This window comes from Sulfurovum sp. MH2-6, from assembly GCF_058374785.1.
Genome location: NZ_CM178170.1, coordinates 2,176,020 through 2,188,561, shown reverse-complemented (window position 1 = coordinate 2,188,561; position 12,542 = coordinate 2,176,020). Strand labels below are relative to the sequence as shown.

General features: G+C 36.1%; 13 protein-coding genes and 1 pseudogene. 13 read left to right on the top strand and 1 reads right to left on the bottom strand.

Annotation, left to right across the window (positions count from 1 at the left end):
* Positions 1-97 precede the first annotated feature (97 nt).
* From AC4JOV_RS11115 to hypF, 9 genes are all read left to right on the top strand, one after another.
* A complete protein-coding gene (locus AC4JOV_RS11115) occupies positions 98-301 on the top strand; it encodes a hypothetical protein (protein WP_491522153.1) in 204 nt (67 codons plus the stop codon).
* A 289-nt stretch (positions 302-590) separates the two neighbouring features.
* Positions 591-1,829: a hydrogenase small subunit gene (locus AC4JOV_RS11110; RefSeq protein WP_229937519.1), complete on the top strand. Its 1,239-nt coding sequence runs from the start codon at positions 591-593 to the stop codon at positions 1,827-1,829.
* Positions 1,829-3,592, top strand: coding sequence for a nickel-dependent hydrogenase large subunit (locus AC4JOV_RS11105; protein WP_229937520.1), 1,764 nt, complete (start codon positions 1,829-1,831; stop codon positions 3,590-3,592). Before AC4JOV_RS11110 ends, AC4JOV_RS11105 begins: the two co-directional genes overlap by 1 nt.
* 10 nt (positions 3,593-3,602) lie before the next feature.
* Positions 3,603-4,352, top strand: coding sequence for a cytochrome b/b6 domain-containing protein (locus AC4JOV_RS11100; RefSeq protein WP_229937521.1), 750 nt, complete (start codon positions 3,603-3,605; stop codon positions 4,350-4,352).
* Positions 4,353-4,377: 25 nt separating this feature from the next.
* Positions 4,378-4,944 carry a HyaD/HybD family hydrogenase maturation endopeptidase gene (locus AC4JOV_RS11095; RefSeq protein WP_229937522.1) on the top strand — a complete coding sequence of 189 codons (567 nt, stop codon included), beginning with the start codon at positions 4,378-4,380 and terminating at the stop codon, positions 4,942-4,944.
* Between the two features lie 318 nt (positions 4,945-5,262).
* Positions 5,263-7,188: a hypothetical protein gene (locus AC4JOV_RS11090; RefSeq protein ID WP_229937523.1), complete on the top strand. Its 1,926-nt coding sequence runs from the start codon at positions 5,263-5,265 to the stop codon at positions 7,186-7,188.
* Between the two features lie 19 nt (positions 7,189-7,207).
* The gene (locus AC4JOV_RS11085) at positions 7,208-7,570 is read left to right on the top strand and encodes a PAS domain-containing protein (RefSeq protein WP_229937524.1); all 363 of its coding nucleotides are present in this window, start codon (positions 7,208-7,210) and stop codon (positions 7,568-7,570) included.
* Positions 7,548-7,766 (top strand): hypothetical protein, encoded by a 219-nt coding sequence (locus AC4JOV_RS11080; RefSeq protein WP_229937525.1) that lies wholly within the window; start codon positions 7,548-7,550, stop codon positions 7,764-7,766. The genes AC4JOV_RS11085 and AC4JOV_RS11080 overlap by 23 nt, the downstream gene beginning before the upstream one ends.
* A gap of 88 nt (positions 7,767-7,854) precedes the next feature.
* Positions 7,855-10,098: a carbamoyltransferase HypF gene (gene hypF / locus AC4JOV_RS11075; RefSeq protein WP_229937526.1), complete on the top strand. Its 2,244-nt coding sequence runs from the start codon at positions 7,855-7,857 to the stop codon at positions 10,096-10,098.
* Positions 10,099-10,123: 25 nt separating this feature from the next.
* Here the strand turns inward: hypF and AC4JOV_RS11070 are convergent, their stop codons facing one another.
* Positions 10,124-10,465: a hypothetical protein gene (locus tag AC4JOV_RS11070; protein ID WP_229937527.1), complete on the bottom strand. Its 342-nt coding sequence runs from the start codon at positions 10,463-10,465 to the stop codon at positions 10,124-10,126.
* A gap of 186 nt (positions 10,466-10,651) precedes the next feature.
* Between AC4JOV_RS11070 and AC4JOV_RS11065 the strand changes: the two are divergent.
* The 4 genes and pseudogenes from AC4JOV_RS11065 to AC4JOV_RS11050 form a co-directional block, all read left to right on the top strand.
* Positions 10,652-10,825 (top strand): annotated as a pseudogene (locus tag AC4JOV_RS11065) (IS21 family transposase); the annotation flags it as partial.
* A gap of 110 nt (positions 10,826-10,935) precedes the next feature.
* A complete protein-coding gene (gene istB / locus AC4JOV_RS11060; RefSeq protein ID WP_229937528.1) occupies positions 10,936-11,538 on the top strand; it encodes an IS21-like element helper ATPase IstB in 603 nt (200 codons plus the stop codon).
* Between the two features lie 12 nt (positions 11,539-11,550).
* On the top strand, positions 11,551-12,060 hold the full coding sequence (locus tag AC4JOV_RS11055) for a uroporphyrinogen-III C-methyltransferase (protein WP_229937529.1): 510 nt from the start codon (positions 11,551-11,553) through the stop codon (positions 12,058-12,060).
* Between the two features lie 21 nt (positions 12,061-12,081).
* Positions 12,082-12,525: a DUF4395 domain-containing protein gene (locus AC4JOV_RS11050; RefSeq protein ID WP_229937530.1), complete on the top strand. Its 444-nt coding sequence runs from the start codon at positions 12,082-12,084 to the stop codon at positions 12,523-12,525.
* The last annotated feature ends 17 nt before the right edge of the window (positions 12,526-12,542 follow it).

Here is a 12,542-nt window from a genome sequence, read left to right as displayed (position 1 = left end):
TTCCAAAACACTTCACAATCATAAACCCCTTAAAACTATAATGAATAAATATTCATTTTTAAATAATAGTATAAAAAATCAAGTTATAGAAAGAAATATGATGGGTAATAAAATAATGAGTCAAATGAACCTTCCCTCATTAGGTATTGCGGTAAGAACATTGTTTACAGGATATTTACTTGTTATGGCAGTAGGGTTTAATGAAAAACTTAAGGCTTTGATCATTGCGATTCCATTTGCTTTTTTAATCATAGATATACCTTCATGGTGGATTAAATCTATTTTTCCTGGAATTGCATGATTCACAATCATAGGTGGTTTTGGTTATATGATGGCTTTTGCAATAATGTGGGGAACATCAATGTATCAAATATGGATACTTCCTCTTAAAGGGAAAGCGTATCATATAAATGAATGGAATGATAAAATATAGAAGTAAAAGTTATTTTTTCAAAAAATAATAATTTATGTAAAAATATTTTATTTTTTACATAAAATGAATAATCATTCATTTTTTTTTAAGTTTAATTTGTTTATTATTGAGAATTAATAAATGAATATTCAGTTAATCATCAAAAAAAGGAGAAAAAATGGGTATGGATAGACTAGAATCCGTTAAAAAACTTTTTACTGCTCAAAGTGCAAAAGTTGACACAAATAAGGGTGATGCATATTACGATGAGTTGTATCTAAAATGTCAAGCAAGACTTGATGAGTTAAAAAAGTTGAAACCCCTTAACAATAGATTAGATTTTAGAGAAAGTATTGAAGAAGAAGGCATTGGGAGAAGAGATTTTCTTAAATGGGCTTCTGCTACAACTGCGATGTTAATGTTACCAGCATCCTTTACACCATTGGTTGCTGAAGCAGCGGTGATGATGAACCGTGTACCTGTTATATGGTTGGAATTGCAGGATTGTGCAGGTAACTCTGAAGCATTACTGAGAAGTGATGGACCGAAAATTGATGAAATAATTCTGAATATTATCTCTTTAGAATTTCATGAAACATTACAGGCTGCATCAGGACATCAAGCTGAAAAGCAAATGGAAGAAGCTGTAGAACACTTCAAAGGAAAATACTTGCTCTTTGTTGAAGGTTCCATACCTATGGGTATGAATGGTCAATATGGTACGATCGGCGCAACAGCAGAAACATTCTATGATCATTTACTTCGTGTTTCAGCAGATGCCGCTGCTGTTGTAGCAGTTGGTTCATGTGCCACTTATGGAGGAATTCCTGCTGCTGCACCAAACCCTACAGATGCAGTCGGTGTAATGGATGTGGTAAAAGGCAAGCCAATCATAAATATACCGGCATGTCCTGCTAACCCTTCAAATATGGTAGGGGTGATTTTACACTATGTATTGACTGGTTCTATTCCTGAACTCGACTCTCTACTCAGACCAAAGTTTGCATTTGGATATCGTATCCATGATAACTGTGAAAGACGTGCACACTTTGATGCTGGTGAGTATGTAGAAGAGTGGGGTGATGAAGGTGCAAAAAATAATTTCTGTCTTTATAAAGTTGGGTGTAAAGGCCCAATGACTTTCAATAACTGTTCAATTATAAGATATAACGAAGGTGTAAACTGGCCTATCGGTGTTGGTCGTGGATGTATTGGTTGTTCTGAACCAGATTTTTGGGATAAGTATGCATACGAAAGGCCAATGTCAGATGCAAAAATTAAAGCTCCTACAGGTGGTGTTGAAAAAACGGTTGATGAGTTTGGTTTGGGATTACTTACAGCTGCGGGTATTGGAATAGGTATTCATGCAGCTGCGAGTGCAATTGCCGGTAAAAGAGTAGAAGAAGGAGAAGACTAATGTCAAAGAAACATATAATCGTAGATCCTATTACAAGAATTGAAGGACATCTTCGTATTGAAGCAGTAATAGATGAGAATAATCAAATTGTAGATGCATTTAGTTCATCAACAATGTTTAGAGGGATTGAAACAATTCTTCAAGGAAGAGACCCTAGAGATTGTGGATTGATGGCAATGCGTATTTGTGGTGTCTGTACGGGTACACATTACCAAAGAAGTATTGAAGCAGTAGAAGATGCATTTGATATTACTATTCCTAAAAATGCACGATTGGTTAGAAACCTAATTCAAGGTGCACTATACGTGCATGATCACCTTGTACATTTCTATCATCTACATGCACTTGATTTCGTTGATGTTGTATCCGCAACAAAAGCTGACCCTTATCAAACAGCTGAAGAAGCAGCTAAATGGGCCAATGTGGCCGGTGTTTCTGCCTACCTTTCTGATGCTTCAGAGTTTAAGGTCATACAAGATCGTATTATCAAATTTGTTAAAGAGGGAAGACTCGGTATCTTCGGTAATGGATACTGGGGTAATGAGCACTATGAACTTACGCCAGAGCAAAACCTTATTGCAGTAGCACACTATCTTAAGGCACTGGACATCCAAAGAGAATTGGCTAAAATGCAAGCTATATTTGGTGGTAAAAACCCGCATCCTCAATCTATTGTTGTTGGTGGGGTGACCTGTGTTCAAGACATTCAAAACCCTGCAAGAATCGCACTCTTTAAACAGTTACTCAAAGAGGGTACAGACTTTGTAAAAAGAGCTTATCTTCCTGATATCTATATGGCGGGAACAATGTATGCTGAAGAGGCGACTGATGTGGACGCCACTTATAAAGGTGTAGGTGGAACAGGTGGTGGTATCTTAAGTTATATGTCTTATGGTGATTTTAGACTAGATGATACTGGATTCTATAATGCAGCAACTCTTTTCCCGAAAGGACTTGTCCTTGAAGGTGATATCAGTAAGGTATATGAAGTTGATCAAAGGAAAATCACTGAAGATGTAACACACTCCTGGTATGAAGGAACAGGTGCTCCAGAACATCCATATGAGGGATCAACTATACCTAAATATACAGGACTTGAGAAAAAAGATGATGGATATTCATACTTGAAAACAGATGAAAAATACTCTTGGATCAAGTCTCCGTTATATGATGGTAAAAAAGTGGAAGTTGGACCTCTTGCACGTATGGTAGTTGGGTATGTCAAAGGGGATGAAAGAATCACCAAATATGTAGGAAACTTCTTAAAAAGATCGAAGTTGCCTGTAGAAGTTCTTTTTTCCACTGTTGGTAGAACAGCAGCACGTGCTATAGAGACAGAACTAATGTGTGATGTTATGATGGAGTGGGCTGATGAATTAGCAAAAAATGCAGCTATGGGTGACCTTCGTACTTGGACGGAATTTGATTTTGAAAACGTAAGTGTTGATACAAAAGGTGTAGGACTTGCAGAAGCACCAAGGGGATCTTTAGGACACTGGGTAAAAATCAAAGATGGAAAAGTTGAAAATTATCAAGCCGTTGTTCCTTCAACATGGAATGCCGGACCTAGAGGGCCAAATGGTGAATTGGGTGCTTACGAAGCGAGTCTGATAGGCACAAAAGTAGCTAATCCTGAGGAGCCGTTAGAAATTATTAGAACAGTCCACAGTTTTGACCCTTGTATTGCTTGTGCGGTGCATGTAGTGGACACGAAAGGTAAGGAGCTAGCCGTATATAAAGTTGACCCTACCTGTGCCTTCTAAGGAGTATATGATGAAACCTGGATATAAAAAAATTGAACGGATGAACGCAACTACGCGTATCATCCACTGGACCAATGTCTTTTCGATGATTGTTGCTATAGCAACGGGGCTTTATATCGCTCATCCTTATTATCAAACATTTATTGCAGATCCTGCAGTGGATAAATATGTCATGGCATGGAATCGTTGGGGACATTTTATAGTTGCAATTATCTTTGATGTTACATCGATTGTTATCTTTTATCTTGCATTTTCAACACGTTTTCTAAAAGTTAAGCCGTATAAAAAAGATATTCCAAACCAGAGTAATGTAAAACAGTTCATTGAGGTATTTTTAAATCTTGTGACACTGAATAGACGTAAAAATTTTGACTCAAGTTATTTAGATAGCTTTAATTCGGTTTATTTCACGATATTCCACTTATTACTTCTGTGGATGCTTTTGAGTGGGCTTCAGCTATATGTACATGGACTAGGCTCAGGTCTTAGCTCAATTGGGGAGTGGTGGCCATGGATGTTGCACTTTGTGACTGATTGGACTGTTCCAGTAAGTGGTTGGATCATTGGTGCTGGACCTACGGCTTCTATTATGGATGTAAGAATTATGCATCATTATGCCATGTGGTGGATCATTGCATGGGTAGTTTTTCATATTTATTATCAAGTATGGCGTAGCATTTTCTGGAAAGAAGGTGACATTAATATCGTTGTGGGTGGCGGTAAATATGTAAAAATAAAAGAGGGTGACAAAGAAGTCTAGTACTTCTTTGTTTAAAGGATACAACTTGGCATATGAAAAGATAGCTTTGATCGGTATAGGTAATATTATGTTTCATGATGAAGGTCTTGGAGCTTATGCTGTAAAGTATATAGAGGAAAATTACCATATACCAGAAAACTTGACTATTGTTGAAGGGGGAACATTAGGCTTTACACTAATGACTTATTATCAAGAATATGACAAAGTTATTATTGTTGGTACAGCATCGAAAAATGCCCCAGTTGGAACTATATTTTCTGAATCTAGTGAAGAAGTGCTAAATAATAGTTCAATAATACGTAATACAGCAAATGAGGTAGAAATTACTATGATGCTAGAGATTTGTTCTTTTCATGAAGATATGGGTGAGGTACAACTTATAACGATGGTACCAGAAGACATTATCGATGTATGTAATGGACTTACTTCATCGGTGCTGGGGAATATGCCTAAACTTGTAGATGCTACATTGAAAGAGTTGAAAGATTCCGGTATTAGTTTAAAAAGAACTGTTGACAAAAGAGTTTCTTTTGAGAGCATAATAGATGCGTATGCGAACCCAAAAATGGAAGATTATAACAATATGACATGATTATAAAATTATGTAGTACTCAGCCGGATAAGAAAAATTTTATCTTCCGGTTTTCTACAGGTAACCATGTTTAGATAACTTCCTTAACTCCCAGTAAACTATTACTCATGCTGAACCAGTTGAGTAGTGCATAAATTGATATGATAGTTGTATTATTTTTAAAATAATATTGTTTAGTACACAGCCAGATAAGACAGGAAGAACCAGAGTTTGTATCCCTGACCTTGTCCTAAAATATAGAGTCGTTTGTCATCCTTGGTATATGGCTCTTTTCTTATTTTTATCTGGCTGTGTAGTAAATAATCGTTAGGAGTTTACATGTACTTTATTTATGAAATAGAATTTTTTTCTAATAAAAGTTATCTTTCTAATCTGATACGTGCTTATGCTAAACAAGAACAAATGAAAATTGACGTCATACAAGGTAATGATAAAATAGTAATGGTTTTTGATCAGGAAGATGAACAGATTGAAGGATTTTTAAACGGGATGAAAGATGTGTTGCCTGCATCACTCTTTTTAGGTGAGGGTAAACATTATTTTTCAAAGGAAAAACCATCCTTATTACCTATTAAAAAAGTAAACTTACCAGTTAACCTGGCACCTTGTCCTACATGTCAAAAAGAGATGTTTGATGTAAGTAGTCGTCGTTATTATTACCCATTTACATCTTGCAATCACTGTGGTACACAACATCCATTTTTAGATAGGTATCCTTATGATCGTGCCCATACAATGATGAAGTTTCTTATACCATGTAGCCATTGTCAAGAAGAGGCCAAGAGTAATATTTTGCGTTTAGATTATCCTCTTATTTCATGTATTGAGTGTGGCGTTGCTATACGAATGCTGGACAAGAAGAGCGAACATCTGGCGCTAAATAAGGGAGACTACAGAAAGCTTTTTGAAGTATCAGGAAGAGCCATTGCAGCAGGAAAGAGTGTGTTAATGAAAACGGCACATGGCTATAGAAAATTTTTTAGACCAGCAGTTGAGTATGCTCCATCAGAAAGTATTTTATTAATGGCAGATTCAAATGGATTCAATACTCATCTTATGATGGTAACACAAGAGTTCAATGCGCTTTTAAGCATTGAAAGACCCTTGCTTCGCATCGCAACGAAAAGTGATGAATTAAAAGCCATTTATGGATCATCTGTAGAGGTAAAGTATCCAGATGATGGTATGACTATATTACTAGCACGTGAGATAATGAATGCAGGCTTACAATATATTGCATATATCGAATGTGATGCAGATGCAGAAGCAGATTTTCTAGTGGATTTTGATCTGCCTATCAATAAACAAAAAGATACGAAGTTGTTTATTAACCAAGATGAAAAGCTTTTTGTTTCTGGTGAACGTATAGTATTTCCTACAGAGGTAGAAAATAGTCAAAATGTAGTTTCTGTCGCACATGGCTTAGCCTGTGTGAAGTCTGATAACTTGAGTATCATAGATTCTTTAGATCTCTTTGTGCCGATACAAACAGATGCATTACATATACTTGAGAATGAACAATTTGAAGGTAATTACAGTAATGGATATCGCTTTCCTCAGTGGAAAGCTTCTATGATGTCAGTCATTGCAGAGCATGACAAAGTAGGTCAAAAAGCTATAGGCGTGCATTTCGATAGTACGTTGAATTTTCTCTACTACAACGGTAAAGAAGTTATAAATGTCGTTCCTTCCATACCTTTTGAGTCAGATAACCTTTGGAATAAAATCTCTACACTTAGAGAGGGGTCAGATAGGTTAGTCATAAACTACAAAACAGCCTATCCTGAAGTATTTGAACGTTTGGATAATCTTGCAGGAGACATGGATGTCTTCAAAGTAACCGCTATAGTACTAGGGCTTGAAAATGAAAGTTTAGAAGGGATATCGGAACAAGCATTAAGCTTTTTAGGAAAAGGTGGTCTACAAATAGACACCAGAGTCAAGGATAATCGTTTTGATAACTATGCGTTTTTAACGAGTATTATGAGTTATCAACTGGGCGGTGTAGAGAATAACTTCATGTGTTACAGTATTTACGAGTCTTTTGGAGATTATATTGGTGAGATTGTTCCTCAACTTATCGATAAATCTAATGCAAAAATTATCACGCTTACAGGAGAAACTTTTGCAAATCAGTCACTATATGGACGTATAAAAAGAACACTTGGACAATACAATCCACTTATGAATAAGACTCTTCATATAGGTCAAGAGAATGCGGTATATGGGGCATTATATCTGTAAAAATATAATAAGGTAATGTATGAAAAAAGAATTAAAGTTAGATAAACGAAGTAATTATTCATTATGTGTAGACCAAACTGGTATTATTACGAAAGCATCTAGTGCATTTGCAAACCTGTTAGGCTATTCAACAGAAGAGTTGATGAATAAACAACATAACATTGTATGGCGCCTAGATATGCCAAAAATAATATTTAAAATAATGTGGGATAAGTTAAACAATGGTGAAACATTTATAGGTTTTATTAAACATCAATCAAAGAGTGGTGATTATTGTTGGTTAAGTAATAAAGCTTATCTCCATTCAAATGAGCCAAATGGTACATGCAAGTATTTTTCTTATCAAGGTTTTAGTATCAATGAGAGCCAAATATCATATTGATAATTTGTATGGTTCTTTACGGGAAGAAGAAAAAGGTGGCATTGAAGCATCTGAAAAATATTTAAACGAATATTTAAATTTTAGAGGTGTGACGTATGATGAATATATAGAAACGTTTGATGATACAGTCGGAGTTTTCAGAGTTGGGTCTTTTATGACAAGAAAACTCTTTTCACGCAAAAGAAATGATCATTAATGTTTGTAGATGTAAGGAGAAAGTATGATAGAACTTTTTGAGTATGATATAATTTTTTATAGATGTTTTATCAAAGTAAAGAAAACTAATGCAGTGCAAAACATATAAGATTATTATTCATGGTACAGTACAAGGTGTAGGATTTCGTCCGTTTATTTATACGCTTGCAAATCGATATGCTTTATTGGGAACCGTTTCTAATAGTACACAGGGAGTTGAAATCGTTGTTAACGCTTCTCCTGAAACTGTACAAATATTTCTTCAAGCTATAAAAGATGAACTACCATCATTGGCTTCTATTGAGAAGATGATAACAATGCCCATAAATACACAGAGCTTTACAGACTTTCAAATTATTGCAACAGATGAACAAGGTAGTGTCACTGTGGGTATTCCACCTGATGTGAGTATCTGTAAAACATGTGAAGAAGAACTTTTTGATCCTACTAATCGTCGATATGAATATCCATTCATTACTTGTACACATTGTGGGGTACGTTATTCTATTATTTATGATTTACCCTATGACCGTAAATATACTTCAATGAAATTTTTTGATATGTGTAAAGCATGTGAAGAAGAGTACAACAACCCACTGGATAGACGTTATCATGCTCAGCCCATAGGGTGCTGGGATTGTGGACCTACATTATCTTTGTATGATAAGAGTAATAACCCTATACAAACAATTCAAAAAAATATGATAAATAAGGTAGTACGACTTTTAGAAGACGGAATGATTATAGCAATGAAAGGAGTCGGGGGCTACCATCTCATTTGTGATGCAACCAATGATGCAGCTGTGTGTACTCTTAGAAAAAGGAAACAACGACCAAGTAAGCCTTTTGCTGTTATGGTAAAAGATATTGAAACGGCTAACGAGTTTGCTCAGATCAATGCAGAGGAAAAAGAACTTTTACTTTCAAAAGAGCGGCCTATTGTATTATTAAAATCATCTACTAGTAATGCTTGCATACTCCCATTAAGCTCTCATATCGCCCCTTGTCTAACCAGGATAGGACTTTTCTTACCTTATACACCGTTACATTTGTTACTTCTACAAAAATTTAATCGTCCTTTAGTTGCTACTTCTGCCAATGTAACGGATGAGCCTATTTGTACAGAGTTAAAAGACTTAAAAAAATTACATGGTGTCTATGACTATGTTTTAGATCATAACCGTGACATAGTCAATGGCTGTGATGACTCTGTAGTAATGGTAGTGAGAGGAGATCAAGTGATACTTAGACGCGCTAGGGGATATGCACCTGTAAGCATAAAACTTCCTTTTGACCTTCCTAAAAATACATTGGCTTTGGGTGCAAATCAAAAAAGTACCATTGCCATAGGATTTGGAAAAGAGGTCATACTCTCTCCCCATATTGGTGATCTTGATAGTATCTCTTCAGTCGAATACTATAAAAAGAACATTGAAACCTTAGAACGAATTTATCATTTTAAGCCTGATATGATAGTTCATGATAAACACCCAAATTATGAGTCGACAAAACATGCTAAATCACTTATTTCACACAATTCCTTACTAACTGTATGCGATGTGCAACATCACTATGCACATATTTTAGGGGTTATGGCAGAAAAACAGCTTACAGGTAAAGTTCTTGGTGTAGCTTTTGACGGTACAGGCTATGGAGATGATGGTAAGCTTTGGGGTGGAGAATTTTTTGTCTGTGATTTTAAAAGTTATAAAAGAGTGGCGTATCTAAACTATTTCAAGCTCTTAGGTGGATCGAAAGCCATTAAAGAGCCGAAACGGGTTGCCCTTAGTCTTTTATTTGATCTTTATGGCAAAGAAGCTTTAACACTGAAAAATCCTACTATAGATGCTTTTTCAGCATTAGAGTTGAAAACATATTTTCAAGCTTGGAAAAAAAATTTAAATTCTCCATTAAGCTCTTCGGTAGGTAGACTTTTTGATGCCGTGGCATCTCTGCTTGATGTATGTCAAGTTATAAGTTACGAAGGTGAAAGTGGAATGTTGCTTGAAGAATTGTATGATGAAAGGGTAGAAGGATATTACCCGTTTGGATATAGTGATGGAGAGATAGACATACTTCCCGTAATTAAATCTATGTTGTCAGAGCAGCATATCAACATATCAGTCTCAAAATTTTTTCATACTTTGGTTGAGATCATCTTTACAATATATCAAAAGTATAATTTACCGCTTGTTTTAAGTGGGGGAGTATTTCAAAACAGGATACTTTTAGGCTTGGTTTTAGAGAAAATACCTGAAGCTATCATCTCTCATCATATCCCACCCAATGATGGGGGTATTGCGTTAGGGCAAATTGCAGGAACCTATTGTTAGGTTCCAAATTTTTTTTCGTGAATCATCATAGAATAGTCAGTTTGTATTTGTTTTGAACAACAATGATAAACTTCTTGTCAACCACGGTGCTAAAATTGGCAGTATCAAAGACTGCTAAGAGAGTAGTTTTTACAACCTTAAGCTCTAGAAATTGGTTACACGTAAAGGTAGAACCGATTTTGATAAAGTTTTCTTTTAAATGGATATTTAAAGGAGGACGATGCTTAAAAAGGGTGAAGTAAAAATGATACACAAGATGATCAAAGAGGGGGCTGAGTAAAAGTGCGATAGCCAGAAATATTGGGATCAGCAGAGATACGGTTGCCAAGTATACCAAACTTCCGGAAGGATATGTTCCTGTAATCAAGAGAGAACCTCCTTGAACTACTGTAGATGCCTATCTTCTGCATATTGCCAGAATGCTTGAAAAAGCACACCATTTGGATGCGCAGATACCATCCAATGCCAATCTTTGAAAAGATAAAGAAGATGCTCTCTTCGATGGATGCAGGAGATCATACAGCGTCATTCTCTAAGGGAACGCGTAGAGAATGAAGAACCGTTGGTAGGGTTTGAAACCGAACCTGGAGCCCATATGCAGGTGGACTGGGTAGAGTTCCCCAAAGACGGGTGCTCAGCCTTTGTAGCCACCATAGGCTATTCAAGGACTTCCTATGTCGAGTATGTGACCGATGAGAAAGTAGATACACTGATAACACACCATGAACTTAGTAATACAGCAGCAAAAGAAGGGTGTAAATATAGTGAGTATCTCTATGAAGCCTTTAAAAGTGGATCAGAAGGCAAGGCACAAAGATCCAAGGCACCCTTACCAAGATGGCAGGCTTCCCTACCATCAAAACCCTTGATGCGTTTGGCTTTGATTTTACCGTAGGAGTGAATAGAATACAGATCGAGGAGCTCTCTACTATGGAGTTTGTCAAGAAGAAAGAGAACATCATTCTTCTGGGGCAGTCAGGTTTAGGCAAAACACACCTTGCTATTGCTATTGCTTATCAAGTGGTACAGCACCGTATAAAGGCCAGGTTTACTGCTGCTGATCTTATCATGCAGATGAGCCAGGCAAAGAAAGAGAGGCGTTATGATGCTTTTATCCGTCAAGCGGTGATGGCTTCGGCACTCCTTGTGATCAACTACTTTCCCATGAGCAAAGAGGATGCCCATCACTTCTTTCAAGTGGTTTCAAGATACTATGAGAGAGGATCGGTGATCGTCACTTCCAATCTTGTCTTCTCGCAATGGAGTGGAATATTTGCTAATGACAAAGTCGTTACCACTGCTATACTGGACAGACTACTGCACCACTATCATGTCATCAATATCCTTGGGGATTCTTACAGATTAAAAGAGAAAAAGGAGGAAGCTATGAATGACTCGGATCTTTATACGTTTGAGCCTAAAAAACGAAAAAATAAATAGGATTTATGCACGGTGTTTGAGGTTACTTTACGAAAAACTGCCGAATTTATCTTCGCGGTTGATAGCCTTGGGGCCGAGGAGTTAATTTCCTTAACGAAACAAGGTATATCAACAGAAGTAATACCAGGTATTTCTTCAGCGGTCTCTGGGCCACTGATGGCAAATATTCCCATTACGGCAAGAGATTATAGTAATGTTTTTACTGTTGTTTCCGCACACTTAAAAGATAATTCTATAAACCTTGAATGGGTTCCAATGTTAGAGAACAAAAACCATACAGTGATTGTTCTTATGGGGCTGACACGTATCCCTGATATTATTAGACAAGCGAAGAAACTAGATATTGATATGGATACTCTTTGTGCGATTATCTCAAATGCCAGTAGAAAAAATCAATCGGTTCAGGTGGGAACACTTGATAATATAAATGTACTTTCTTTGAAGGCAAAAAGGCCAGCAATTATTGTTTTTGGTAAGGTTGTTGATTTTTTGCAAGAGTTAGAAAAATATTTGATTCACTAAATAAATATGAAAGGATTTATTATGTCAAAATCATCTCCTATTTCAATTCATCGAATTGATACACACTTTGTACGTTTTGTTGCATTCGAAGTTTTAATTATTGGGTTGCTTCTCTTCATAACAGAGTATCTCTTTTTTTCTTTTTTATTACTATTTGATTTTGCAGTGCGTACTTTAAAAATAAATAAATTAAGTCCTTTTGCTAATATAGCAAAATTTATTATCCGCTGTTTAGATATGCAACCCAAGTTTTGTGATGAGGCATCTAAGCGTTTTTCACTCTTTTTAGGCTTGGGAATTGTAGGTTTTTTAACTTTCTTTCTGAGCTTTGGATATACTTTGGTTGCGACTATAGCATTACTGATTGCCCTGATAATTTGTGCTTTTCTTGAAGCTGCTTTTGATTATTGTGTAGGTTGTAAGGTTTATTATTATCTTCAATATTTTGTACGAATAAATAGATGAATATAAAAGTAGAAGCG